This is a genomic window from Pseudomonas sp. SK3(2021), from assembly GCF_016772375.1.
GTDB classification, from domain to species: Bacteria; Pseudomonadota; Gammaproteobacteria; order Pseudomonadales; family Pseudomonadaceae; genus Aquipseudomonas; species Aquipseudomonas chlororaphis_I.
Window position 1 is genome coordinate 2,009,258 of record NZ_CP061943.1, and the last position, 25,194, is coordinate 2,034,451.

The window sequence follows — 25,194 nt, forward strand, 5'->3', positions numbered from 1 at the left end:
CTGCACCGACGGTGCGGCCACACAGAACACACACCGTTTCCAACGGTTTTTTGAGGGGTCAGGGGTATGAATAAGTCGTCGTCTGCACAGAGTTCCGAAGATCCGATCCTGCAATGGGTAACCTTCAAGCTGGATAACGAGTCCTACGGCATCAACGTGATGCGCGTCCAGGAAGTCCTGCGCTACACCGAGATTGCACCGGTGCCGGGTGCCCCGAGCTACGTGCTGGGCATCATCAACCTGCGCGGCAACGTGGTGACCGTGATCGACACCCGCCAGCGTTTCGGCCTGGTGCCGACCGAGGTCAACGACAACACCCGCATCGTGATCATCGAAGCCGACAAGCAAGTGGTCGGGATCATGGTCGACAGCGTGGCGGAAGTGGTTTACCTGCGCCAGTCGGAAGTCGAGACTGCGCCGAACGTCGGTAACGAAGAGTCGGCCAAGTTCATCCAGGGCGTGTGCAACAAGAACGGCGAGCTGCTGATTCTGGTCGAGCTGGACAAGATGATGAGCGAAGAAGAGTGGTCGGAACTGGAGAGTATCTGATTGATTCTCGAGGTTGCGGTTATTGTCCTGTTCCTCTTTTGGGCAGGCACGCTGGCGATGTTCCTGGCCTATATCCGCGCTCAGCGGCAGATCGCCGCCCAGCAGGCCCAGGGCGATGCGCTGCGCGATCAGCGCATCAAGGACCTGGCCAAGCGCGTCGATGATTACCAGAACGGTACGGTGCGCATGGGCGAGGACCTGCATGAGCTGCGTGCGGTGGTCGGCCCGTTGCCGGACAAGCTGGCCCAGCTGGAGCAGCGCGATCCGTCGAGCCTGTCCTTCGCCCAGGCCGCGCGCCTGGTGGGCATGGGCGCCAGCGTCGACGAACTCACTCAGTCCTGCGGCTTGACCCAGGCCGAGGCCGAGTTGATGAGCAAGTTGCACAAAAGCTGAAATCCCGTAGCCGCTGCCGCAGGCTGCGAACGGCCGGAACGGCCGCAGGGATCTTAGGATCGCTGAAGGCCTTCGGCCTTATCGCAGCCTGCGGCAGCGGCTACAGTCAGTAATCGTCGCCGCAGTCGGTGACGTCCTTCTCCAGCGCCGCTTCCTGCGGCTCATGCCCGGCCGGGAACTTGCCCTTGAGGCTCCAGGCGAAGGCAATGATTTCGGCGATGGTCCGATATAACTCCTCGGGAATGCTGTCGCCCAGTTCCATGCGCGCCAGCAGCTTCACCAGCTCGGCGTTCTCATAGATCGGCACTTCACAGTCGCGGGCGATCTTCAGGATGGCTTCGGCCAGTTCGTCGTCGCCCTTGGCGGTCAGCGTGGGGGCGTGCTGGCCGTCGTACTTGAGGGCGATGGCCTGGCGTGGTGGGGTGGGATTATTCATGCGGTTTCATCGACCCAGCGTTGTTCCAGTCGGGTTTTCGGGCCTTGCGGCGGCGTGCCGAGATGGCAGTCCAGATCACCGACATCCAGGCCGGACGCGAGCAGCCGTTCACGCAGGCTGCCCAGATGGCTTTCTATCAGGCTCGCGGTAAACGGCCGCTGCGCCCAGAGCTGGCTGGACAGGCGGCCCTTGAGCCATTGCGCCTGCACCTGCAGCGGGCCCAGGGGCTCGAGCTCGAACGCCAGTTCGACGCGCCACAGTTGCTGCTTCGGTTCACGTTCCTGGCGTTTTTCCTCGGGCGGTTTTTCCGCCGGCTCTTCGCGCTGGAACTTGACCTGCAAGGGCACGACGTCCTGCATCGTGCGCATCGGGATTTCCAGTTGCCAGGTGCTCAGCAGCCGTCCGTCATCGGTCAGGCCGCTCTGTTCCAGGCTCGCCAGTTGGTGGCTCTGCAGGCGCGAAACAGCCGCCGCGGCCAGGCGCAGCAGATGCTCCAGGTCGCCTTCCTCCTCGAGGCTTTGCAGCAGCCGCGAGGGCAGGGGGAACCCCCCCGGCTGGGGCTTGGCGCTGACCTGGCCGAGGGTGCCCAGGGCACTGCGGACAAAGCTCGGCAACACCTGGACCAGGGTGTTGGCGGCAATGATCGCGTTGAAACTGGTGCTGCTCGGCAGGCCCGGCGTCATCTGGGCAATCAGGCGCAGCAGGTTGCCCTTCAGGTCGCCGGCCAGGCCCGGATTGTCGCCGGCCAGCAGCCGCGACTCGAGGAAGGCGCCGCTGTTGCCCAGGGCCTGGGCCAGCGCCTTGGGGTTGCTCAGTTGCTGGAGGTCGGGCAGGCCGGCGAGCAGCTTGTCCACCGCGGCACGCAGCTCGCTGGAAGCGTTGTCGGAGGGCGGCAGATTCTGCAAGGCATTGATCAGGCCGGTCAGCGAGGCCTGGCGGCTTTGCTGGGCGGCCAACTGCTGGGCAATCGCCAGTTGCTCCTGACGCCCGCTCAGCGGCACCAGGCTCAAGCTCTGCGAACCTTGCACCAGGGCGCTCAGCAGGCTGCCGATGCGCAAGGGTTGCGGGCTGTCGATGCTCAGGGTGCTGCCACTCAAGGCAGTGTTGAGCAGGCTCACCAGCGAGCGATAGACCGCCGGTTGCCCGGCTGCCTGGGGTTGCAGCTGGGTGGTCAGCACCTTGCCTTGCAGCAGGGTGCCGACGGGAAGCTGTGCGGTGTCGAGGCGAGTCAGGGTGGCGACGCTGGCGGCAATCGCCTGCTGCACGGTAATGGCCAGGTTGCCGGCCGACGGCTGGGTCACCGCCAGGCTGCTGCCCAGGGGCAGCGGCTGGCTGCTGGTGGCCTGGACGGTGGTCTGCCGGCCGCTGTCGAGGGTCAGCTTGAGCAACAGCTGGAACGTCTGGTCCGCCTGCTTGAGCGACAGCACTTCGGCCTTGGCCGATTGGCCGGCGGCGATCAGGCCTTCCAGCGGCTGCAGCAATGTGAGCAGCTCACCGCCGATCGGCAGCGCACGCACGGTTCCCGGCGTCAGCTGTGGCAGCGGAGGAAGGGTGATTTCGCCTGTCATCTGGACACAACCTGTGGAGAAATAAGCCCTCTTGAGAGTAGGGCATCGCATGTATAATGCCGCCCGTCTTCGGGGGGCGTGGCGAAAACATCGCAAAAGTTTGACGCAGCTCTCTGGAACAGGCCGCCGATGCGTTTATTCTGCATCTCTTTAACGGCTGCTCCACTGCCGACTTGAACCGTAAAGGCCCGCGATCATTTGACCAGTCCTCTTCTAGAAGCCGTAGCGCTTGCCTGTGAGCGTGACCTGCGGCTGCTCTTCGAAAAGCTCGAACTGCGTCTGGCCAGCGGCGACATGTTGCAGATCAGCGGCCCCAACGGCAGCGGCAAGACCAGCCTGTTGCGCCTGCTGGCCGGGTTGATGCAGCCAACCAGCGGCCAGGTGCTGCTCAACGGCCAGCCGCTCAATGCCCAGCGTGCGGAGCTGGCGCGCAACCTGTTGTGGATCGGCCATGCGGCCGGGATCAAGGACTTGCTGACCCCCGAGGAAAACCTCAGTTGGCTCTGCGCCCTGCATCAGCCCGCCGGGCGCGAGGCCATCTGGCAGGCCCTGGCGGCGGTCGGCCTGCGCGGCTTCGAGGATGTGCCCTGTCACACCCTGTCCGCCGGCCAGCAGCGCCGGGTGGCGCTGGCCCGGCTGTACCTGGACAGCCCGCCGCTGTGGATCCTCGACGAACCCTTCACCGCCCTGGACAAACAGGGCGTGGCGCAACTGGAAGAGCACCTGGCCGGCCACTGCGAACGCGGTGGCATGGTGATTCTCACCACCCACCACACCCTGAGCCGCATGCCGGCCGGCTATCGCGACATCGATCTGGGGCATTGGGCCGTATGAGTGTTTTCGGACTGCTGGTTGCCCGCGAATCCCGGCTGCTGTTCCGCCGTCCCGCCGAACTGGCCAACCCGCTGGTGTTCTTCGCCATTGTCGTCTCACTGTTCCCATTGGCGGTGGGACCTGAGACACAATTGTTGCAAACCTTGTCTCCAGGACTAGTCTGGGTAGCGGCCTTATTATCGGTTTTGCTCTCGCTGGACGGGCTTTTTCGCAGTGATTTCGAGGACGGATCCTTGGAACAGTGGGTCCTTTCGCCGCACCCCCTGCCTCTTCTGGTTCTGGCCAAGGTGCTGGCACACTGGGCCTTCTCCGGCCTGGCACTGGTATTGCTTGCGCCCCTGTTGGCCCTGATGCTCGGTCTGCCCACCGCCTGTCTGCCGGTGCTGTTGCTGTCCCTGTTGCTGGGCACGCCGGTGCTCAGTCTGCTGGGAGCGGTGGGTGCGGCATTGACGGTAGGACTCAAGCGTGGCGGCCTGTTGCTGGCGCTGCTGATCCTGCCCCTGTACATCCCGGTATTGATTCTCGGCAGTGGCGCCTTGCAGGCGGCCCTGCAGGGCATGCCGGCGACCGGTTATCTGCTGTGGCTTGGTAGCCTGACCGCCCTGGCAGTAACCCTGACACCTTTTGCAATAGCGGCTGGCCTGAAGATCAGCGTCGGCGAATAATGAGGTCTGATCAAATTTTGATCAGTAAAGACCCTGGCCGTGCGTGACAATGCACGGCACCGTGATGGAAACAGTATGAACTGGACCTGGTTTCATAAGCTCGGCTCGCCCAAGTGGTTTTACGGCATCAGCAGCAAGCTGTTGCCCTGGTTGAGCATCGCAGCGTTGCTGCTGATCACCGTTGGCGTCATTTGGGGCCTGGCCTTTGCGCCGCCGGACTATCAGCAAGGCAACAGCTTTCGCATCATCTACATCCACGTTCCCGCCGCCATGCTGGCCCAGTCCATCTACGTGATGCTGGCGGTGTGCGGGGTGGTGGGCCTGGTGTGGAAGATGAAACTGGCCGACGTCGCCCTGCAATGCGCGGCGCCCATCGGCGCCTGGATGACCGCCGTGGCGCTGGTCACCGGAGCCATCTGGGGCAAGCCGACCTGGGGCTCGTGGTGGGTCTGGGATGCGCGCCTGACCTCCATGCTGATCCTGCTGTTCCTGTATTTCGGCCTGATCGCCCTGGGCAACGCCATCAGCAACCGCGACAGCGCGGCCAAGGCCTGCGCGGTGCTGGCCATCGTCGGGGTGATCAACATCCCGATCATCAAATACTCGGTGGAGTGGTGGAACACCCTGCACCAGGGCGCGACCTTCACCCTCACCGAAAAGCCGGCGATGCCCGTCGAGATGTGGCTGCCGCTGTTGCTGACGGTGCTGGGCTTCTATTGTTTCTTCGGCGCGGTGCTGTTGCTGCGCATGCGCCTTGAAGTGCTCAAGCGCGAAGCCCGCGCCAGCTGGGTCAGGGCCGAAGTGCAGAACAGCCTGGAGGCCGCATCATGAGTTTCGCTTCCTTCGCCGACTTTCTCGCCATGGGCCATCACGGCCTGTATGTCTGGTCAGCCTACGGCATCTGCCTGGTGGTGCTGGTCCTCAACGTGGCGGTGCCGTTGCTGGCCCGCAAGCGTTACCTGCAACAAGAGGCGCGTCGTCTGCGCCGGGAGAACAATCAGTGAATCCGCTGCGTAAAAAGCGTCTGTTGATCATCCTCGGCGTGCTGGGTGGCGTGGGTGTCGCCGTCGGCCTGGCGCTGAGCGCCCTGCAACAGAACATCAACCTGTTCTACACCCCGACCCAGATCGCCAACGGCGAAGCCCCCCATGATACGCGGATCCGCGCCGGCGGCATGGTGCAGATGGGCTCGCTGCAACGCTCGGCGGATTCGCTGGATGTGCGTTTCGTGGTCACCGACTTCAACAAGGCCGTGACCATCACCTACCGCGGCATCCTTCCGGACCTGTTCCGCGAAGGGCAGGGCATCGTCGCCCTGGGCAAGCTCAACGCCGATGGCGTGGTGGTGGCCGACGAAGTGCTGGCCAAGCACGACGAGAAGTACATGCCGCCGGAAGTGACCAAGGCCCTCAAAGACAGTGGGCAAATGGCGCCGGCTCCGGCCAAGGAGGGCTGACCGATGACATCCGCAATCTTCATTCCCGAACTCGGCCATCTGGCGATGATCCTGGCCCTGTGTTTTGCCCTGGTCCAGGCCGTGGTGCCGCTGCTCGGCGCCTGGCGCGGCGACCGCCTGTGGATGGGCCTGGCGCAGCCCGCGGCCTGGGGACAGTTCGCCTTCCTGACCTTCGCCTTCGGCTGCCTGACCTACGCCTTCATGGTCGATGATTTCTCGGTGGCCTATGTCGCCAGCAACTCCAACAGCGCCTTGCCCTGGTACTACAAGTTCAGCGCGGTGTGGGGCGCCCACGAGGGCTCGTTGCTGCTCTGGGCGCTGATCCTCGGTGGCTGGACCTTCGCCGTGTCGGTGTTCTCCCGGCAGTTGCCGCAGGTGATGCTGGCGCGGGTGCTGGCGGTGATGGGCATGATCAGCACCGGCTTCCTGCTGTTCCTGATCGTCACCTCCAACCCCTTCGCGCGGATCCTGCCGCAGGTGCCCGGCGACGGCCGCGACCTCAACCCGCTGCTGCAGGACATCGGCCTGATCGTGCACCCGCCGATGCTCTACATGGGCTATGTCGGTTTCTCCGTGGCCTTCGCCTTCGCCATCGCCGCGCTGCTTGGCGGTCGCCTGGACGCGGCCTGGGCGCGCTGGTCGCGACCCTGGACCATAGTCGCCTGGGCATTCCTCGGCATCGGTATCACCCTCGGCTCCTGGTGGGCCTACTACGAACTCGGCTGGGGGGGGTGGTGGTTCTGGGACCCGGTGGAAAACGCCTCGTTCATGCCGTGGCTGGTGGGCACCGCCTTGATCCACTCGCTGGCGGTCACCGAAAAGCGCGGTGTGTTCAAGAGCTGGACCGTGTTGCTGGCCATCGCCGCGTTCTCCCTGAGCCTGCTGGGAACCTTCCTGGTGCGTTCCGGGGTGCTGACTTCGGTACACGCCTTCGCCTCGGACCCCGAGCGCGGCGTGTTCATCCTGATCTTCCTGCTGTTCGTGGTCGGCGGTTCGCTGACCCTGTTCGCCCTGCGCGCGCCAGTGGTCAAGAGCCAGGTCGGCTTCAATCTTTGGTCGCGGGAAACCCTGCTGCTGGGCAACAACCTGGTGCTGGTGGTGGCGGCCTCGATGATCCTGCTGGGCACCCTGTACCCGCTGGTGCTGGATGCCCTGACCGGGGCCAAGCTGTCGGTCGGTCCGCCGTACTTCAACGCGCTGTTCATCCCGCTGATGGCACTGCTGATGGTGGTGATGGCGGTCGGCGTGGTGGTGCGCTGGAAAGACACCCCGGTCAAATGGCTGGTGAGCATGCTGACCCCGGTGCTGCTGGGCAGCGCCACGCTGGCGGTGGTGGCCGGTATCGCCTACGGCGACTTCAACTGGGCGGTGCTGGCGACCTTCATGCTGGCGGCCTGGGTATTGCTCGCCGGGGTCCGCGACATCTTCGACAAGACCCGCCACAAAGGCCTGGTCAAGGGCCTGCCGGGCCTGACCCGCAGCTACTGGGGCATGCAACTGGCGCACCTGGGCATCGCGGTCTGCGCCCTGGGCGTGGTGCTGTCGAGCCAGAACAGCGCCGAGCGCGACCTGCGCCTGGAGCCGGGCGAGTCCATGGACCTGGCCGGCTATCACTTCGTCTTCGAGGGCGCCAAGCATTTCGAAGGCCCCAACTTCACCTCCGACAAGGGCACGGTGCGGGTGATCCGCGACGGCAAGGAAATTGCCGTGCTGCACCCGGAAAAACGCCTCTACACGGTGCAGAACTCGGTGATGACCGAGGCCGGGATCGACGCCGGTTTCACCCGTGACCTCTACGTCGCCCTCGGCGAGCCGCTGGGCGAGGGCGCCTGGGCCGTGCGGGTGCACGTCAAGCCGTTCGTGCGCTGGATCTGGTTCGGCGGCCTGCTCACCGGTTTTGGTGGCCTGCTGGCGGCCCTCGACCGGCGTTATCGGGTCAAGGTGAAGACCCGGGTGCGCGAAGCCCTGGGCATGACAGGAGCCACTGCATGAGACGCTGGATAATGTTGTTGCCGCTGGCGCTGTTCCTGCTGGTGGCGGTGTTCCTTTACCGCGGGTTGTACCTGGACCCGGCCGAGCTGCCGTCGGCGATGATCGACAAGCCGTTCCCGGAGTTCTCCCTGCCATCGGTGCAGGGCGACAAGACCCTGACCCGCGCCGACCTGCTGGGCAAGCCGGCGCTGGTCAACGTCTGGGGCACCTGGTGCATTTCCTGCCGGGTCGAGCACCCGGTGCTGAACAAGCTGGCGCAGCAGGGCGTGAACATCTATGGCGTCAACTACAAGGACGTCAACGCCGACGCCCTGAAGTGGCTGGCCGAGTTCCACAACCCTTACCAGCTGGATATCCGCGACGAGGAGGGCACCCTGGGCCTGAACCTCGGGGTGTACGGCGCGCCGGAAACCTTCTTCATCGACGCCAAGGGCATCATCCGCGACAAATACGTCGGGGTGATCGACGAAGCGGTGTGGCGCGAGAAGCTGGCCGCCAAGTACCAGGCCCTGGCCGATGAGGCCAAGCCATGAAGCGCTGGCTGGCCGCGGCCGTCCTGGGCCTGAGCATCGCTGGCGTGGCCCACGCGGCGATCGATACCTATGAGTTCGCCAACGATGCCGAGCGCGAGCGTTTTCGCGAACTGACCAAGGAGCTGCGTTGCCCCAAGTGCCAGAACCAGGACATCGCCGATTCCAACGCGCCGATCGCCGCGGACCTGCGCAAGGAGATCTTCCGCATGCTTGGCGAAGGCAAGGACAACCAGCAGATCATCGACTTCATGGTCGACCGCTATGGCGACTTCGTGCGCTACAAGCCGGCCTTGACCGGCAAGACCGCCTTGCTCTGGTTCGGCCCGGCCGGCCTGCTGCTCGGGGGCGTGGTGATCATCGCCGTGATCGTCCGGCGTCGGCGCGTAGAGCGCAGCGACAGCCCGAGCACACTTTCCGCCGAGGAGCGTCAGCGCCTCGACCAACTGTTGGATAAAGACCGCGAATGATTGATTTCTGGCTCGCCGCAGGCCTGCTGCTCCTGGTAGCCCTGAGTTTTCTGCTGATCCCGGTTCTACGTGGCCGTCGCGCCCAGCGTGAAGAGGATCGTACCGCGCTGAACGTGGCGCTTTATCAAGAACGCGTGGCCGAGTTGCAAGGCCAGCAGGCCGAAGGCGTGCTCAGCGCCGAGCAGATGGACAGCGGCCGCGCCGAAGCCGCGCGGGAACTGCTGGCCGACACCGAGGGCGCGGAACCGGCCCGGGTGTCCGGCCTGGGCAAGCCGTTGCCATTGCTGGCGGCGTTGCTGGTGCCGCTATTGGGCCTGGGCCTGTACCTGCATTTCGGCGCCAGCGACAAGGTCGAGCTGACCCGTGAATTCGCCCAGGCCCCGCAATCCATGGAGGAGATGACCCGCCGCCTCGAGCGCGCGGTCGCCGCCCAGCCGGATTCCGCCGAGGGCCTGTACTTCCTCGGCCGTACCTACATGGCCCAGGACCGCCCGGCGGACGCGGCGAAGATCTTCGAGCGCACCGTGGCCCTGGCCGGCCGCCAGCCGGAACTGCTCGGCCAGTGGGCGCAGGCGCAGTACTTCGCCGACGGCAAGCAATGGTCGGACAAGGTCCAGGCCCTGACCGACGAAGCGCTGAAGGCTGACCCGAAGGAAGTCACCAGCCTCGGCCTGCTAGGGATCGCCGCCTTCGAAGGCGAGCGTTATCAAGAGGCCATCGATTACTGGAACCGCCTGCTGGCGCAACTGCCGGCGGACGACAACTCGCGCACTGCGCTGCAGGGCGGCATCGACCGGGCGACCGAGAAACTGCTGGCCAGGGGTGGCAAAGTGGCCCAGGCGCCCGCGCCCAAGGCCGCCGCGCTGCTCAAGGTGCGTGTCGACCTAGCCGCCGATCTGAAAGCCAAGGTGCAACCGGGCGACAGCGTGTTCATCTTTGCCCGCGCCACCTCCGGGCCGCCGGTGCCGCTGGCGGCCAAGCGCCTGACCGTGGCCGACCTGCCGGTGACGGTGGAGCTGGGGGATGCCGACGCAATGATGCCGCAGTTGAAACTGTCGAACTTCCCGGAAGTCCAACTGGTTGCACGCATTTCCCGCGCCGGCCAACCGACTGCCGGCGAGTGGGTCGGTCGCAGCAAGCCTTTGGCCAGCAGCACCACCGTGCCGCAACAACTGACCATCGACAGCCCGGATAAATAAGAGAAGCCGCCATGACCGCCATTGCCCGCATCACCCTGTTAACGCTGGCCCTGGGGTTGAGCGCCTGTGCGGTCCAGCAGCCGACGCCGCCCGACACCCTGCCACCGATTCCGCCCGCGCAGCCCAGCACCAAGCCGGCGCCGCCCAGTACCCCGAGCAAGCCTGCCACGCCGATCAAGCCGGCCAAGCCGCTGCCGCGCACTTCCGCGAGCTTCGCGCCGCCGCCGGGTGGCAATAGCCACTGGGATCAGCGCCTGGGCGTCTATGTGCTGGATAACCAGACCAACACCTTCTACCGCCAGCGCACCTACTACCGCTGGAACAACGGCTGGAGCCGTTCCATCAGCCCCGACGGGCCATGGGAAGAGACCGATATCCACGGTGTGCCGTCGGGGCTGGGGCGCCAGTTCCAGTAAGCGGCTCCCTCGTAAGCCGCGACCGCTGAGCGGACCGCGGACGGAGCCGGTTCAAGCAGCCGGTTGGATGGCCGATACCCCGGGGTGTTCCTGAGTATCGCCATCCGAGCGCCCGATGAAGAAAAGCCTGAACAAACCCTATTTCGCGCCCATGGCCTTCTGGCTCTGTGTGGTCGTTGTCCTGCTCGCCCTGCATGGCTTCGCCGATGTCGAAGTGCCGCAGCTGATCTACTTCTCCCTGGCGCCGGTGTACCTGCTGGTGCTGTTCATCTTCCTCTACTACTTCTTCTGCTGGAGCTTCATCTCGGTCTTGCCCCTGGGCGAGGTTGGCTGGAAACGCGTGGATTACGGCTGGCTGCTGCTGGCTTCGCTGGCGCTGATCAGCGAGACCCAGAACGTCAGGACCGAATGGTTCCAGAGCGACTATCGACTGGCCGAATCCCATGAAGCCGCGACCCAGAGGCGCCTCAAGGCCGAGATCGACGATCTGTTGGGGCCGGATCATTGCCGTGCCGCCGCGGCTGTCCATAGCGCCACCGATGCCGCGCAGGTGAACGAGCTCTGTCAGCGCTTTGCCTCGCTGGAGAGAACGGCGCAGGGGCGGCTGACGGCGCTCTCGGCAGGGACAGTGGTCCAGGCGCTGGATGAGATTCGCGCGCGGTATTCGGCGCCGCCCGTCTTGGCCTGGCTCGGCCGGCTGGATGAAACCCTGGGCGAGCAGCGCAAGGCCCGGAACGAGGTGTCCAGGCTGTACCAGCTGACCCGCGCCACCAACGCCGAGACCGTTTATCGCTACTTCGTTCCGGTATTGCTGGTAATCGCCCTGGCCCTGCGCGCCTCGAAGGTCACAGGCGAAGTGCTGCTCAAGGCCCCGCGCAAGCGCAAGGTGTGGATGATCATCAACCGGCGCATGGTGATCGACGGCCTGGGGTTTGTCCGCGGCGCCCGCAGCCGCTTCGACGAAGCGCTGCGCAACTGGCGCGTGGCGAAGTGGGACGTGGTGCACCTGGCCTGTCCGTTCCTGCCCGAGGTCAGTACCCAGGACACCCGGGTCGCGGTGGCGCCTGGGTTCTATGAAAACGAGTTCCAGCTGGCGTCTGTCAGCACCTTCGAGCAGTGCGGCTTCGTCGAGTGGGCGGCCAGGCAGTCGATCGAAACCCTGTACCTGGTGGGCGAGACCGACCTGGCGCTGATCGAGCGGGTGCGCCAGTGGGGCGAGACGGCCAAGGTCGAAGTGCTGGTGCGCGAGCGGATCTGAATCCGCTGGGCGTAGTCGCGGTTGGCGACTATGGCGCCGCAGCAGAAGGCGAACAGCAGCACCATGCCGCGGGCCATGGTCGTGCTGGCGACAGGCAGCCCCGGGTCCTGGAAGTCATGGCGATTCTCGTTGCCGCGAAAGGGATGCGTGCGAGGCTGGCCCATGACGCGGTAGCAGCTGACGAGCGATAGCATTCATGCCGTTCAGGAATAATGGCCTGGCGAGACCGGCGCAGAGCGGCAGACGACCGGCCTCGCGCTGCGATGATAGATTTACTTACATTCAGTTCCATAGCTCGCTGATTGTTCCGCGGACGCTGGAGTGCTTTCGTTTCGACGTCTGTGCCACCTTTCATCACAGGAAGTCCGTCCCATGAATCTGTGTCTTCGCCGCCTGCTCGGCGGCGCTCAAGCGATCACTCTCGGCGCATTGCTGCTGGCCAGCCCGGCCCAGGCCCAGGACGCGCCGGGCATGCGCATCGGCGTGCGCGGGGAAATCACCAGCATTGCCGGCGATGCGGTGCGGGTCCAGGTCAACAGCGGCGAGAACGTCACCATCAACCTCACGCCACAGACCCAGGTCCGCGCCGTGACCCTGGCCAATATCGAGGACATCAAGCCCGGCAGCTACATCGGCTCGGCCGCCGTGCCGCAGGCCGATGGCAGCCTCAAGGCGTTGGAGGTCCATGTGTTCCCACCACAGATGGCCGGCACCGGCGACGGCCATCGGCCCTTCGACCTGGTCAAGGGCAGCAGCATGACCAATGGCCACGTCGGCGATCTGGTGGTGAGCAACGGCCGGACCCTGACCGTCAACTACAAGGGCGGCCAGCAGACGATCCTGGTGCCGGACGACGTCCCCATCGTCAACCTGGTGCCGGGCGAGCGCAGCTTGCTCAAGGCCGGGGTCAAGGTGGTGATGTTCGTGTCCCAGAGCGCGGACGGCACACTCACCGCGCAGTCGATTTCCGCCGGCAAGGATGGGGTGACGCCGCCGATGTAGCTGGCAGGCGGTTACGTTGCCAGGCGTTTCAACGGCCTGGTTTCGGAGCGCCTTGGTCGATGTGGGCGCCGGGCTTTAGGCGCCAGCAATAAAAAAGCGACCCGAGGGTTAATGCCGATCAGTTAAGCGATTGGCTCGACTGTAGGAGCGAGCTTGCTCGCGAAAAACGTCAACGATAACGCGTACTGCCTGGTTTAACGCGCTGTGCTGGAGTTCTTCGCGAGCAATCGAGCGTCGACCGGCCGCTCCTACAAAAAGCCTTAACTGATCGGCATTAACCCGAGGGTCGCTTTTTTCATGGGCCGGCCGGTTATTTCCCGCCGTAGATCTGGTCGAAGACCCCGCCATCGTTGAAGTGGGTCTTCTGCACGGTGCGCCAGTCGCCGAAGGTTTTTTCCACCGACAGGAAGTCGACTTTCGGGAAGCGGTCGGTGTACTTGGCCAGCACGTTCGGGTCCCGTGGGCGCAGGTAGTTGTTGGCGGCGATTTCCTGGCCTTGCGGCGACCACAGGTACTTCAGGTATTCCTCGGCCGCGGCGCGCGAGCCTTTCTTGTCGACCACCTTGTCCACCACCGACACCGGCGGCTCGGCTTCGGCGGAAACGCTCGGGTAGATGACTTCGAACTGATCGCGGCCGAATTCGCGGGCGATCATTTCCGCTTCGTTCTCGAAGGTCACCAGCACATCGCCGATCTGGTTGGTCATGAAGGTGGTGGTGGCGGCGCGGCCGCCGGTGTCGAGCACCGGTGCCTGCTTGAACAGCTTGCCGACGAAGTCCTTGGCCTTGTTCTCGTCGCCGCCGTTCTTCAGCACATAACCCCAGGCCGACAGGTAGGTGTAGCGGCCGTTACCCGAGGTCTTCGGGTTCGGCACTATCACTTGCACGCCATCCTTGAGCAGGTCCGGCCAGTCTTTCAGGGCCTTGGGGTTGCCCTTGCGCACGATGAACACGGTGGCCGAGGTGAAGGGGGCGCTGTTGTTCGGCAGGCGGGTCACCCAGTTGTCCGGCACCAGCTTGCCGTTGTCCGCCAGGGCGTTGATGTCAGTGGCCATGTTCATGGTGATGACGTCGGCCGGCAGGCCGTCGATCACCGAGCGCGCCTGTTTGCTGGAACCGCCAAAGGACATCTGCAGGGTGATGTTCTCGTTGTGCTCGGCCTGCCAGTGCTTCTGGAAGGCCGTGTTGTAGTCCTTGTAGAAGTCTCGCATCACGTCGTAGGAAACGTTGAGCAGGGTTGGGGCGGCCTGGGCGACGCTGCCCAGTGCCAGGCCGGCGGCCAGGAGAGAGGCGCTAACGAGTTTTTTCACTGCACATTCCTTTTTGTTGAGCGTGAAGTATTCGAGAGTGAAGGCAATTTGCCGCCGACTATAGCCGGGGCGGTATATCTCTTTAAAGATTAAAAAGTGCTTTGCTTATTCAGTTTCCTTGAACCACTTTCGGGAACAACGCATTGCCACACCGCGAGCAGAACGCGGCACCGTGCTCATGGTCGTTTTTCCTGCACACCGGGCAGTCGTGCTTGAGCTGTTCGCCGCGCAGGGCATTGGCCAGTTCCGCGGTGAAGATCCCGGTGGGCACGGCGATGATCGAGTAACCGGTGATCATCACCAGGGACGAAATCACCTGGCCCAGCGGCGTCTTCGGCACGATATCGCCAAAGCCCACGGTGGTCAGGGTGACGATGGCCCAGTAGATGCCCTTGGGGATGCTGGTGAATCCATGCTCGGGCCCCTCGACCACATACATCAGGGTGCCGAATACCGTGACCAGGGTCGATACGCTGAGCAGGAACACGATGATTTTCTGTCTGCTGCCGCGCAGCGCCGACATCAGGTAGTTGGCCTGCTTGAGATACGGGCTGAGCTTGAGCACCCGGAAGATACGCAGCATGCGGATCACCCGGATGATCAGCAGGTACTGGGCGTCGCTGTAATACAGGGCGAGGATCCCCGGCACGATGGCCAGCAGGTCCACCAGCCCATAGAAACTGAAGGCGTAGCGCAGCGGCTTGGGCGAGCAGTACAGGCGCAGGCCGTATTCGATGGCGAAGATCAGGGTGAAACCCCATTCGATATAGGCCAGCACATTGGCGTAGTTCTGATGCACCTCGTCGATGCTGTCGAGGATCACGATCACCAGGCTGGCGAGGATGATCAGCAACAGGGTGCTGTCGAAGCGTCGACCGGCCACGGTGTCGGTCTGGAAAATCATGACGTAGAGACGCTCGCGCCAGTGCCGGTTGTTGTCCGTGTTGCTGTCCATGCTGTCCGCCTGAATTGAAGGTCAGCGAAGCCTAGGGGGATTGGCCCCGGTAGCGCAAGGCGTGCTGTCCACGGCGGCCTGGCGTAGTGTCCGCAGTGCGGCGCGGACCAGCCAGCAGGCGAGGATAAAGGGGGCGGTGAGAGGGGGCAGGCCTAGCGCGGTGAAGCCTGGGGCGAGCAGTAGCGCCTGGGCTATTCCCGGCAGCGCCAGCCAGGACCGGCGCTGGTCCTGGCTCAGGGCCAGGGCCACCAGGGCGCTGTTGTAGCCGCCAAGGCCCTGCGGGGCGCCAGCGGGGTCCTGCAGCAGGGCGAAGCCCAGGCCTATCGCCGAGCCGAATGCGGCCCAGGCGGCTGCCCGGCGATCGGCCAGTAACAGCCCGAGGGCGATCAATGCCCCGGCCAGCGGATGCTCGAGGAACATCACCTGGCCGAGCCCCTGGATCAGTGCCAGCAGCAACTCCAGCGCATCGGGTTCGGCCCGGGGCGCGTCGGCACTGGCGGGCAGTGGCGCGGCCAGGCCCAGGAGCAACCAGCCGAGGCCGACGAAGGGCGCGGTGTAGGCCGCTAGGCAATATTGATCGCGGGCGCGTTTGAGCCATTGCTGGGTGAGGATCGCACTGAGGCCGCCGCAGGCGATGATCAGCGGTGGCAGCAGCACCGACCAGTCGAATCGCAGGCTCAGGAGCAGGCCGAGCAGGACCCCGTTGTAGCTGAACAGCCCGGCTTGCCGGTCGGCCTTGGCATAACCCCGGCGCTGCGCGGTGAGCAGCCCGGCCACGCCGCCCAGCAAGGCGCCGCCGAGCAGCGCCGGAGCGCTCAGGAGGATGGCCAGCATGCACAGCAGGCCGCACAGCGGATGGCGCTGGAGGAAGACCTGACTGAAGCCGTTGAGCAGGGCGGTGGCCCAGTCGGGGCAGTGTTGATGTGTGGACATGAGGACGTCTTGACCGCTGTGCGGTCATCGCGAGCAAGCTCGCTCCTACAGGGTGTGTGTCGTTCCCGCAGGCGCGAGCTTGCTCGCGATGGGCTCAGATCAGGGTTTCGATGCGCAGCGAGTTGGTCGAGCCCGGCTGGCCGAACGGCACGCCAGCGGTGATCAACAGCGTGTCGCCACGTTTGGCCATGCCTTGCGCCTGGGCGATTTCCAGGGCGGTGGAGCAGACCTCGTCGACCTGGCGCAGGCGGTCGTTGACCACCGAGTGCACGCCCCAGGCCACGGTGAGGCGGCGTGCGGTGGACAGGGTCGGTGTCAGGTTGAGGATCGGCACCGTCGGCCGTTCCCGGGCCGCGCGCAGGCTGGAGCTGCCGGATTCGCTGTAGTTCACCAGCACCGCCACCGGCAGGATGCTGCTGATGCGACGGATCGCGCAGCTGATGGCATCGGACACCGTGGCTTCGGCCTGGGGCCGGCTGACGTCGAGCTGGGCCTGGTAGTCGGGGCCGCTTTCCACCTGGCGGATGATCTTGCTCATCATCTGCACTGCTTCCAGCGGGTATTCGCCGGAAGCGGTTTCCGCCGAGAGCATCACCGCGTCGGCGCCCTCGGCCACCGCGTTGGCCACGTCCGTGACCTCGGCCCGGGTCGGGGCGGGGGAGAAGCGCATGGATTCGAGCATCTGCGTGGCCACCACCACCGGCTTACCCAGCTGGCGGCAGGTGCCGATGATGTTCTTCTGGATCTGCGGCACGCTTTCGGCCGGCACTTCAACCCCCAGGTCGCCACGGGCCACCATGATTGCGTCGCTCAGTTCGGCGATCTCGCGCAATTGGGTGACCGCCGAGGGTTTCTCGATCTTGGCCATCAGGAATGCCTTGTCGCCGATCAGCGCGCGGGCTTCGCGAATGTCCTCGGGGCGTTGCACGAACGACAGGGCGACCCAGTCCACCCCAAGCTCCAGGCCGAAGTCCAGGTCGCGGCGGTCCTTGGCGGTCAGCGGGCTGAGGTCGAGCACCGCTTGCGGGACGTTGACGCCCTTGCGGTCCGACAGCTCGCCACCGTTGAGCACCGTGGTGTCGATGGCGGCGGCGTGCTTGGCGGTGACCCGCAGGCGCAGCTTGCCATCGTCCAGCAGCAGGTCCATGCCCGGCTCCAGGGCTTTGAGGATTTCCGGGTGGGGCAGGTTGACCCGGCGCTGGTCGCCCGGGGTGCTGTCCAGGTCCAGGCGCAGGGCCTGGCCGCGGTGCAACTGGACCTTGCCGTCGGCGAACGTGCCGACCCGCAGTTTCGGGCCTTGCAGGTCCATCAGGATGCCCAGCGGGTAGTTCAGCTGTTTTTCGACTTCGCGGATCCACTGGTAACGCTGGGCGTGATCGGCGTGGTCGCCATGGCTGAAGTTGAGGCGAAAGATATTCACCCCGGCCTGCACCAGCTCGCGGATATCGTCGATGCCGTCGATGGCCGGGCCGAGGGTGGCGAGGATTTTGACCTTTTTGTCAGGCGTCATGTTTGGGGCTCTCGAGGATCAGGATGGCGCGGAAGTCGTTGACGTTGGTACGGGTCGGTTCGGTGACGATCAACCCGTCCAGGGCCGCGAAATAGCCATAGCCGTTGTTGTTGTCCAGCTCGTCGCTGGCATTCAGGCCCAGGGCGGTGGCGCGGGCATGGCTGTCCGGGGCCATGATCGCGCCGGCGTTGTCTTCGGAGCCGTCGATGCCGTCGGTGTCGCCGGCCAGGGCGTAGACGCCGGGCAGGCCCTTGAGGCTCTCGGTCAGGCTCAGGAGGAACTCGGCATTGCGTCCGCCGCGGCCATTGCCGTGCACGGTGACCGTGGTTTCACCGCCGGACAGGATCACGCAGGGCGCCGCCAGCGGCTGGCCGTGCAGCACCACCTGGCGGGCGATGCCGGCATGGACCTTGGCCACCTCGCGGGACTCGCCTTCCAGGTCGCCGAGGATCAGCGGGCTGAAACCGGCCTGGCGGGCTTGCACCGCGGCGGCCTCCAGCGACTGCTGCGGCCGGGCGATCAACTGGAAGTGACTGCGGGCCAGGCTCGGGTCGTTGGGCTTGACGGTTTCCGACTCCGGGCTTTGCAGCCAGGCGCGCACCGCCGCCGGTACCTCGATGGCATAACGCTTGAGGATCGCCAGGGCCTCGGCCGAGGTGCTGGGGTCGGCCACGGTGGGGCCGGAAGCGATGACCGTGGCCAGGTCGCCCGGTACATCGGAAATCGCGTAGGTGTAGACAGTGGCCGGCCAGCAGGCCTTGGCCAGGCGGCCGCCCTTGATCGCCGAGAGGTGTTTGCGCACGCAATTCATCTCGCCGATGCTGGCGCCGGACTTGAGCAGGGCCTTGTTGATCGACTGCTTGTCCGCCAGGGTAATGCCCGCGGCGGGCAGGGCCAGCAGGGCGGAACCGCCGCCGGACAGGAGGAAGATCACCCGGTCTTGTTCCGACAGGTCGCCGACCAGCTCCAGCACGCGCTTGGCCACGGCCAGGCCGGCGGCATCGGGTACCGGATGGGCGGCTTCGACCACTTCGATTTTTTCGCAGGGGGCGCCGTGGCCGTAGCGGGTGACGACCAGCCCGCTGACTTCACCCTGCCAGCAGCGTTCGACCACCTGGGCCATGGCCGCGGCGGCCTTGCCGGCACCGATGACGATCACCCGGCCGCTGCGGTCGCTGGGCAAATGGGCTTCGAGGACGTGCTGCGGGTGGGCGGCGTCGATGGCTGTGGCGAACAGCTCACGGAGGAATTGTTGCGGATCGACCGGCATGGCGGGCTCCCGGATTTCTTGTTGTTCGAGGTGTGGCTGTAACGCAACCTGTAGCCGCTGCCGAAGGCTGCGATAAGGTTCGAAGAACCTTCCTGCGATGTGCAAGTGCACGCCTGCTGCGTCGGAGTGCCGCCCAAGTCGATCGCAGCCTTCGGCAGCGGCTACAGGGGATTTCCTGGCGTTCTCTTACTTGTCGCGGATCGAGAAGTTCGCCATGTGTTCCAGGCCCTTGATCAGCGCCGAGTGGTCCCAGTTGCCGCCGCCGATGGCCGCGCAGGTGCTGAACACTTGCTGGGCATTGGCGGTGTTCGGCAGGTTGATGCTCAGCTCCTTGGCGCCTTGCAGGGCCAGGTTGAGGTCCTTCTGGTGCAGGCTGATGCGGAAACCCGGGTCGAAGGTGCCCTTGATCATGCGCTCGCCGTGCACCTCGAGGATCTTCGAGGAGGCGAAGCCGCCCATCAGCGCCTCACGCACCTTGGCCGGATCGGCGCCGTTTTTCGCGGCGAACAGCAGGGCCTCGGCCACCGCCTGGATGTTCAGGGCGACGATGATCTGGTTCGCCACCTTGGCGGTCTGGCCGTCGCCGTTGCCGCCGACCAGGGTGATGTTCTTGCCCATGGCCTGGAACAGCGGCAGGGCGCGCTCGAAGGCCTGGCTGTCGCCGCCGGCCATGATGCTCAGGGTCGCCGCCTTGGCGCCGACTTCACCGCCGGACACCGGGGCGTCCAGGTATTGCGCGCCTTTCTCGTTGATCCTGGCGGCGAAGGCCTTGGTCGCGGTCGGCGAGATCGAACTCATGTCGATCACCACCTTGCCCGGGCCGACGCCCGCGGCCACGCCGTCGGCGCGGAACAGTACGTCGTCGACCTGCGGGGTATCCGGGACCATGACGATGATGAATTCGGCTTCCTGGGCCACTTCCCTGGGGCTGGCCAGGGCGATTGCGCCGGCGGCGACCAGATCGGCCGGGGCCGCGTCGTGGTGCTGGGACAGGAACAGGCTGTGACCGGCTTTCTGCAGGTTGGAGGCCATTGGGTGGCCCATGATGCCGGTGCCGATGAATCCGATTTTTGCCATGAGAAAATCCTCTTTTGTTAGGTAGCACGCCCTCTGTAGGAGCGAGCTTGCTCGCGAAAAATGGCAGGGCGCCGTGTTTATTCAGGATGCCTGCGTCATCGTTGACGACCTTCGCGAGCAAGCTCGCTCCTACAGCGATGAACGATGACGCGGTACTCGATCAGATTGCGTTGTGGCTCTTGAGCCAGCCCAGGCCGGCCTCGGTGGTGGTCAGCGGCTTGTATTCGCAGCCGACCCAGCCCTGGTAGCCGATCTTGTCCAGGTGCCCGAACAGGAAGTGGTAGTTGATCTCGCCGGTCCCCGGTTCGTTACGCCCCGGGTTGTCCGCCAGTTGGACATGGTTGATCGCGTCCAGGTGGCCGGACAGGGTCCGGGCCAGATCGCCCTCCATGATTTGCATGTGGTAGATGTCGTATTGCAGGTACAGGTTGCTGCTGCCGACCTGCTCGCGGATCGACAGGGCCTGGGCCGTGTTGTTCAGGTAGAAGCCCGGGATGTCGCGGGTGTTGATCGCTTCCATCACCAGCTTGATGCCCACGGCCTGGAGCTTCTCGGCGGCGTACTTGAGGTTGGCGATAAAGGTCTTTTCCACCGTGGCATCGTCCACACCCTGTGGGCGGATGCCGGCCAGGCAGTTGATCTGGGTATTGCCCAGCACCTGGGCGTAGGCGATGGCCAGGTCGACCCCGGCGCGGAACTCTTCGACCCGGTCCGGCAGGCAGGCGATACCGCGCTCGCCTTTCACCCAATCGCCCGCAGGCAGGTTGAACAGCACTTGGGTCAGGCCGTGGGCGTCGAGTTGCGCCTTGATCTCGGCGGAGCTGAATTCGTAGGGGAACAGGTATTCGACACCACTGAAGCCGGCCTCGGCGGCGGCCTTGAAGCGGGCGAGGAAGTCCTGTTCGGTGAACAGCATGGACAGGTTGGCGGCAAAACGCGGCATGGTGGTCTCCTGTAGAGGTATCAATCCCTGTAGTCGCTGCCGCAGGCTGCGATAAGGCCGAAGGCCTTCGACGATCCTGAGATCTTGCGCATCCTGCGGATGCGATCGCAGCCTTCGGCAGCGGCTACATAGGGGGGTCAGTCGAGCAGGGAAATCGCGGTCGGGGCATCGTTGCCGACCAGCGCCAAGTCTTCGAATTCGTTGACCGCGTTGATCTCGGTGCCCATGGAGATGTTGGTGACACGCTCCAGGATGATCTCGACGATCACCGGCACCTTGAACTGCTCGAGCATTTCCTGGGCCTGGCGCAGGGCCGGCTGGATGCCCGACGGCTCGAATACCCGCAGCGCCTTGCAGCCCAGGCCTTCGGCGACCGCGACGTGGTCCACGCCATAGCCGTTGAGTTCCGGGGCGTTGAGGTTGTCGAAGGACAGCTGTACGCAGTAGTCCATGTCGAAACCGCGCTGTGCCTGGCGGATCAGGCCCAGGTAGGAGTTGTTCACCACCACGTGGATGTACGGCAGCTTGAACTGCGCGCCCACGGCCAGCTCTTCGATCATGAACTGGAAGTCATAGTCGCCGGACAGCGCCACCACCTTGCGGCTCGGGTCGGCCTTGACCACCCCCAGCGCCGCCGGGATGGTCCAGCCCAGCGGGCCGGCCTGGCCGCAGTTGATCCAGTGGCGTGGCTTGTACACGTGCAGGAACTGCGCGCCGGCAATCTGCGACAGGCCGATGGTGCTGACATAGCAGGTGTCCTTGCCGAACACCTGGTTCATCTCTTCATACACCCGCTGCGGCTTGACCGGCACGTTGTCGAAGTGGGTCTTGCGTTGCAGGCTCGACTTGCGCTGCTGGCAATCCTGCAGCCAGGCGCTACGGTTCTTCAGCTTGCCGGCGGCCTGCCACTCGCGAGCGACTTCGATGAACACGGTCAGCGCCGAGCTGGCGTCGGAGACGATGCCCAGGTCCGGGGTGAATACCCGGCCGATCTGGGTCGGCTCGATGTCCACGTGGATGAATTTGCGCCCCTCGGTGTAGACGTCCACCGAGCCGGTGTGGCGGTTGGCCCAGCGGTTGCCGATGCCCAGGACCACATCAGACTTGAGCAGGGTGGCATTGCCATAGCGGTGGGAGGTCTGCAGGCCGACCATGCCGACCATCTGCGGGTGATCGTCGGGGATGCTGCCCCAGCCCATCAAGGTCGGGATGACCGGGATGCCGGTCAGTTCGGCGAATTCCACCAGCAGTTCGCTGGCATCGGCATTGATGATACCGCCGCCGGCGACCAGCAACGGCCGCTCGGCCTGGTCCAGCAAGGCCAGGGCCTTTTCGACCTGGACCCTTGTCGCCGAAGGCAAGGCCCGCGGCAGCGGCTGGTAGGCGTCGATGTCGAATTCGATTTCGGCCATCTGCACGTCGAACGGCAGGTCGATCAGCACCGGGCCGGGACGGCCGGAGCGCATTTCATGGAAGGCTTTCTGGAAGGCGTAGGGCACCTGGCCCGGTTCCAGGACGGTGGTCGCCCATTTGGTCACCGGCTTGACGATGCTGGTGATATCGACGGCCTGGAAGTCTTCCTTGTGCAGGCGGGCCCTAGGGGCCTGGCCGGTGATGCAGAGAATCGGGATCGAGTCGGCCGAGGCGCTGTACAGACCGGTGACCATGTCGGTGCCGGCAGGGCCGGACGTCCCGATGCACACGCCGATGTTGCCGGCTTTGGTGCGGGTGTAACCCTCGGCCATGTGCGAGGCGCCTTCAACGTGGCGAGCGAGGACGTGATCGATGCCGCCGACCTTTTGCAGGGCGCAGTACAGCGGGTTGATGGCGGCACCCGGGATGCCGAAAGCGGTATCGACCCCTTCACGGCGCATCACCAGAACGGCGGCTTCGATTGCTCTCATTTTGCTCATTATTTTGTGCCTCTTACGTTTTGTAATTGTATACAAGTGGCTTTGCGGAGAGTGTATTCACGGCGAGCATCGCAGGTCAATCCATTTTCTCTCGCGCTTGGATGCATTCGTCTGATGTCGATAAACAGGCGGCTTTTCGTCTGAATCAGAGATTTACGAAGATTATTGTATACAAAAACAAAATTTGTTGTGTTCTATTTGTTGTGTCGAGCTTCTGATCGGAACACCCCCGATTTTTCCCAATAACAAAATAAGGACGGCACCCATGAGCGCTTTAACCTTGAACGTTGCGGTCAGCTTGGCCGGCAAGGCCCTGGCCTTTGGCCGCGAGATCGGCGCGGCACCCTTGACCATCGCGGTGCTCGATGCCGGCGGGCACCTGGTGACCTTGCAGCGCGAAGACGGGGCCAGCCTGCTGCGGCCACAGATCGCCATCGGCAAGGCCTGGGGCGCGATCGCCCTGGGCAAGGGCTCGCGCCTGCTGGCGCTGGATGCGCAACAGCGGCCGGCCTTCATTGCCGCGCTCAATAGCCTGGGGCAGGGCAGCGTGGTGCCGGCGCCGGGTGGGGTGTTGATTCGTGATCAGCAGGGGGCGGTGGTGGGGGCGATCGGTATCAGTGGCGACACCTCGGACATCGACGAGCAATGTGCGATCAGCGCCATCGAGGCGCAGGGCTTGCAGGCGGATGCGGGCGTGAGCGCCTGATCTGTAGCCGTGTAGCCGTGTAGCCGCTGCCGCAGGCTGCGATCGCACACAACGTGTGCGCAAGATCTGAAGATCGCTGAAGGCCTTCGGCCTTATTGCAGCCTGCGGCAGCGGCTACAGGGGGGGATTACTGGTCCGTTTCGCAGCCCTTGAGCACCAGGCGGATGATGGTCTGGGCGGCGGCTTCGTAATCGGACTCGTCCAGCTTGGCCTTGCCGGTCACCACCGAGATCTGCCAGTCGAAGTCGGCGTAGGTCTGGGTCGCGGCCCAGATGCTGAACATCAGGTGGTGCGGGTCGATGGGGGCGATCTGGCCACGATCGATCCAGGTCTGGATGCAATCGATGTTGTGCTTGGCCTGGGCGTTGAGCTGCTCGACCTGGTCCGGGCTCAGGTGCGGAGCGCCGTGCATGATCTCGCTGGCGAACACCTTGGAGGCGAAGGGCAGGTCGCGGGAGATACGGATCTTCGAGCGGATGTAGCCGCTCAGTACTTCGCTGGGCACGCCGTCGGCGTTGAACGGGGTCGAAGCCTGGAGGATCGGCTCGATGATGCTTTCCAGGACCTCGCGGTAGAGGTTTTCCTTGGATTTGAAGTAGTAGTAGACGTTGGGTTTGGGCAGCCCCGCCTTGGCCGCGATGTCGCTGGTTTTGGTCGCAGCGAAGCCTTTGTCGGCAAACTCTTCACTGGCGGCACGCAGGATCAGTTCTTTGTTGCGCTCGCGGATGGTGCTCATAAACCAGGTGATTCCTTGCCTGTTCGGGCGGTTGCGCATGGTAGCACCGGCCTTGCGCGAGGCTCAAGAATGCCCCGCCAGCCTCCGTTGCGCGCTATGCTTCGCCACATTTATGACCTCAAGGAACCCTGATCCATGGCCGGAAGCAGTTTGCTGGTGCTGATCGACGATATTGCCACGGTACTCGACGACGTGGCGCTGATGACCAAGATGGCGGCGAAGAAGACCGCCGGGGTGTTGGGGGACGATCTTGCGCTCAATGCCCAGCAGGTCTCCGGGGTGCGCGCCGAGCGTGAGCTGCCGGTGGTCTGGGCGGTGGCCAAGGGCTCGTTCCTGAACAAGCTGATCCTGGTGCCCGCAGCGCTGGCCATCAGTGCCTTTGCGCCCTGGCTGGTGATACCGCTGCTGATGCTCGGCGGTGCCTACCTGTGCTTCGAGGGCTTTGAGAAACTCGCCCACAAGTTCCTCCACAGCAAGGCCGAGGATCAGGCCGAGCACCAGCAACTGATCGAGGCCGTGGCAGACCCGGCCACCGATCTGGTGGCTTTCGAGAAGACCAAGATCAAGGGCGCGATCCGCACCGACTTCATTCTCTCGGCCGAGATCATCGCCATTACCCTGGGCACCGTCGCCGATGCGCCATTGATGCAGCAAGTGGTGGTGCTATCGGGCATCGCCATCGTCATGACCATCGGCGTGTATGGCCTGGTGGGCGGCATCGTCAAGCTCGACGACCTTGGCCTGTGGTTGACGCAGAAGCCGGGCCGGGCAGCAAAAAGTATCGGCGGCGCGATCCTGAGCGCGGCGCCCTACATGATGAAAAGCCTCTCGGTGATTGGCACCGCGGCCATGTTCATGGTCGGCGGCGGCATCCTGACCCACGGCGTGCCAGCGGCGCATCACTGGATCGAGACTGTCACGGCGCACACGGCCGAGGCGGTTGGCGGGTTTTCGCTGATCATGCCGACGCTGCTCAATGCCGTGGCCGGCATCATCGCCGGTGCCGCGGTACTGGTGGCGGTGTCGCTGGGCGGCAAGCTGTGGCGCGCGGCCAGGGCCTGATCCGTTGAAGGC

The 25,194-nt window shown here is 64.6% G+C and carries 27 protein-coding genes; 16 read left to right on the forward strand and 11 right to left on the reverse strand.

Annotated features, from left to right (window positions below; genetic code table 11):
* Nucleotides 1–66 precede the first annotated feature (66 nt).
* Together IF690_RS09110 and IF690_RS09115 are read left to right on the forward strand one after the other, a co-directional pair.
* A complete protein-coding gene (locus IF690_RS09110; RefSeq protein WP_007922496.1) occupies nt 67–549 on the forward strand; it encodes a chemotaxis protein CheW in 483 nt (160 codons plus the stop codon).
* Complete coding sequence (locus IF690_RS09115; RefSeq protein ID WP_037033950.1) at nt 550–942, forward strand: DUF2802 domain-containing protein; 393 nt, start codon at nt 550–552, stop codon at nt 940–942.
* Nucleotides 943–1,048: 106 nt separating this feature from the next.
* Here IF690_RS09115 and IF690_RS09120 read toward each other — a convergent pair whose 3' ends face one another.
* Together IF690_RS09120 and fliK are read right to left on the reverse strand one after the other, a co-directional pair.
* Entirely contained in the window at nt 1,049–1,378 is a 330-nt protein-coding gene (locus IF690_RS09120; protein WP_202699822.1) for an EscU/YscU/HrcU family type III secretion system export apparatus switch protein, read from the reverse strand.
* Nucleotides 1,375–2,946 carry a flagellar hook-length control protein FliK gene (fliK, locus tag IF690_RS09125; protein WP_202699823.1) on the reverse strand — a complete coding sequence of 524 codons (1,572 nt, stop codon included), beginning with the start codon at nt 2,944–2,946 and terminating at the stop codon, nt 1,375–1,377. Before fliK ends, IF690_RS09120 begins: the two co-directional genes overlap by 4 nt.
* A gap of 198 nt (nt 2,947–3,144) precedes the next feature.
* On the opposite strand from fliK, the gene ccmA reads away from it, so the two are divergent.
* The 12 genes from ccmA (at nt 3,145) to IF690_RS09185 (ending at nt 12,768) form a co-directional block, all read left to right on the forward strand.
* Nucleotides 3,145–3,780, forward strand: a complete 636-nt coding sequence (ccmA, locus tag IF690_RS09130; RefSeq protein WP_009047724.1) for a cytochrome c biogenesis heme-transporting ATPase CcmA — start codon at nt 3,145–3,147, stop codon at nt 3,778–3,780.
* Nucleotides 3,777–4,445 (forward strand): heme exporter protein CcmB, encoded by a 669-nt coding sequence (gene ccmB / locus IF690_RS09135; protein WP_007922033.1) that lies wholly within the window; start codon nt 3,777–3,779, stop codon nt 4,443–4,445. Before ccmA ends, ccmB begins: the two co-directional genes overlap by 4 nt.
* A gap of 75 nt (nt 4,446–4,520) precedes the next feature.
* Nucleotides 4,521–5,276, forward strand: coding sequence for a heme ABC transporter permease (locus IF690_RS09140; protein WP_202699824.1), 756 nt, complete (start codon nt 4,521–4,523; stop codon nt 5,274–5,276).
* Complete coding sequence (gene ccmD, locus IF690_RS09145) at nt 5,273–5,449, forward strand: heme exporter protein CcmD (protein ID WP_009047727.1); 177 nt, start codon at nt 5,273–5,275, stop codon at nt 5,447–5,449. Before IF690_RS09140 ends, ccmD begins: the two co-directional genes overlap by 4 nt.
* Nucleotides 5,446–5,901, forward strand: a complete 456-nt coding sequence (gene ccmE, locus IF690_RS09150) for a cytochrome c maturation protein CcmE (protein WP_009047728.1) — start codon at nt 5,446–5,448, stop codon at nt 5,899–5,901. The genes ccmD and ccmE overlap by 4 nt, the downstream gene beginning before the upstream one ends.
* A 3-nt stretch (nt 5,902–5,904) precedes the next feature.
* Nucleotides 5,905–7,893, forward strand: a complete 1,989-nt coding sequence (locus tag IF690_RS09155; protein ID WP_202699825.1) for a heme lyase CcmF/NrfE family subunit — start codon at nt 5,905–5,907, stop codon at nt 7,891–7,893.
* Entirely contained in the window at nt 7,890–8,426 is a 537-nt protein-coding gene (locus IF690_RS09160) for a DsbE family thiol:disulfide interchange protein (protein WP_038581077.1), read from the forward strand. The genes IF690_RS09155 and IF690_RS09160 overlap by 4 nt, the downstream gene beginning before the upstream one ends.
* Nucleotides 8,423–8,893, forward strand: a complete 471-nt coding sequence (locus IF690_RS09165) for a cytochrome c-type biogenesis protein (RefSeq protein WP_009047731.1) — start codon at nt 8,423–8,425, stop codon at nt 8,891–8,893. The genes IF690_RS09160 and IF690_RS09165 overlap by 4 nt, the downstream gene beginning before the upstream one ends.
* The gene (gene ccmI, locus IF690_RS09170) at nt 8,890–10,092 is read left to right on the forward strand and encodes a c-type cytochrome biogenesis protein CcmI (RefSeq protein WP_202699826.1); all 1,203 of its coding nucleotides are present in this window, start codon (nt 8,890–8,892) and stop codon (nt 10,090–10,092) included. The genes IF690_RS09165 and ccmI overlap by 4 nt, the downstream gene beginning before the upstream one ends.
* Nucleotides 10,093–10,103: 11 nt before the next feature.
* On the forward strand, nt 10,104–10,508 hold the full coding sequence (locus tag IF690_RS09175; protein WP_202699827.1) for a hypothetical protein: 405 nt from the start codon (nt 10,104–10,106) through the stop codon (nt 10,506–10,508).
* Between the two features lie 115 nt (nt 10,509–10,623).
* Entirely contained in the window at nt 10,624–11,766 is a 1,143-nt protein-coding gene (locus IF690_RS09180) for a hypothetical protein (protein WP_202699828.1), read from the forward strand.
* Nucleotides 11,767–12,138: 372 nt separating this feature from the next.
* Nucleotides 12,139–12,768, forward strand: a complete 630-nt coding sequence (locus IF690_RS09185) for a DUF5666 domain-containing protein (RefSeq protein ID WP_202699829.1) — start codon at nt 12,139–12,141, stop codon at nt 12,766–12,768.
* A 310-nt stretch (nt 12,769–13,078) separates the two neighbouring features.
* Here IF690_RS09185 and IF690_RS09190 read toward each other — a convergent pair whose 3' ends face one another.
* From IF690_RS09190 to gcl, 8 genes are all read right to left on the reverse strand, one after another.
* A complete protein-coding gene (locus IF690_RS09190) occupies nt 13,079–14,077 on the reverse strand; it encodes a sulfate ABC transporter substrate-binding protein (protein WP_202699830.1) in 999 nt (332 codons plus the stop codon).
* 109 nt (nt 14,078–14,186) lie between these two features.
* Nucleotides 14,187–15,032, reverse strand: a complete 846-nt coding sequence (locus tag IF690_RS09195) for an ion transporter (protein ID WP_202699831.1) — start codon at nt 15,030–15,032, stop codon at nt 14,187–14,189.
* Nucleotides 15,033–15,053: 21 nt separating this feature from the next.
* Nucleotides 15,054–15,965, reverse strand: coding sequence for an urea transporter (locus tag IF690_RS09200; RefSeq protein ID WP_202699832.1), 912 nt, complete (start codon nt 15,963–15,965; stop codon nt 15,054–15,056).
* A gap of 94 nt (nt 15,966–16,059) precedes the next feature.
* The gene (gene pyk / locus IF690_RS09205) at nt 16,060–17,475 is read right to left on the reverse strand and encodes a pyruvate kinase (protein WP_202699833.1); all 1,416 of its coding nucleotides are present in this window, start codon (nt 17,473–17,475) and stop codon (nt 16,060–16,062) included.
* Complete coding sequence (locus tag IF690_RS09210; RefSeq protein ID WP_202699834.1) at nt 17,465–18,745, reverse strand: glycerate kinase type-2 family protein; 1,281 nt, start codon at nt 18,743–18,745, stop codon at nt 17,465–17,467. The genes pyk and IF690_RS09210 overlap by 11 nt, the downstream gene beginning before the upstream one ends.
* Before the next feature lie 186 nt (nt 18,746–18,931).
* Nucleotides 18,932–19,822 (reverse strand): 2-hydroxy-3-oxopropionate reductase, encoded by an 891-nt coding sequence (locus IF690_RS09215; protein WP_202699835.1) that lies wholly within the window; start codon nt 19,820–19,822, stop codon nt 18,932–18,934.
* A 160-nt stretch (nt 19,823–19,982) separates the two neighbouring features.
* Entirely contained in the window at nt 19,983–20,765 is a 783-nt protein-coding gene (gene hyi / locus IF690_RS09220; protein WP_202699836.1) for a hydroxypyruvate isomerase, read from the reverse strand.
* 137 nt (nt 20,766–20,902) lie between these two features.
* Nucleotides 20,903–22,678 (reverse strand): glyoxylate carboligase, encoded by a 1,776-nt coding sequence (gcl, locus tag IF690_RS09225; protein WP_202699837.1) that lies wholly within the window; start codon nt 22,676–22,678, stop codon nt 20,903–20,905.
* A gap of 265 nt (nt 22,679–22,943) precedes the next feature.
* Here gcl and IF690_RS09230 point away from each other — a divergent pair, with 265 nt between their 5' ends.
* A complete protein-coding gene (locus tag IF690_RS09230) occupies nt 22,944–23,384 on the forward strand; it encodes a GlcG/HbpS family heme-binding protein (RefSeq protein ID WP_202699838.1) in 441 nt (146 codons plus the stop codon).
* Nucleotides 23,385–23,511: 127 nt separating this feature from the next.
* On the opposite strand, the gene IF690_RS09235 is transcribed toward IF690_RS09230, so the two are convergent.
* A complete protein-coding gene (locus IF690_RS09235; protein ID WP_009047748.1) occupies nt 23,512–24,120 on the reverse strand; it encodes a TetR/AcrR family transcriptional regulator in 609 nt (202 codons plus the stop codon).
* Nucleotides 24,121–24,255: 135 nt separating this feature from the next.
* On the opposite strand from IF690_RS09235, the gene IF690_RS09240 reads away from it, so the two are divergent.
* Nucleotides 24,256–25,182: a DUF808 domain-containing protein gene (locus IF690_RS09240; RefSeq protein WP_202699839.1), complete on the forward strand. Its 927-nt coding sequence runs from the start codon at nt 24,256–24,258 to the stop codon at nt 25,180–25,182.
* Nucleotides 25,183–25,194: the final 12 nt, after the last annotated feature.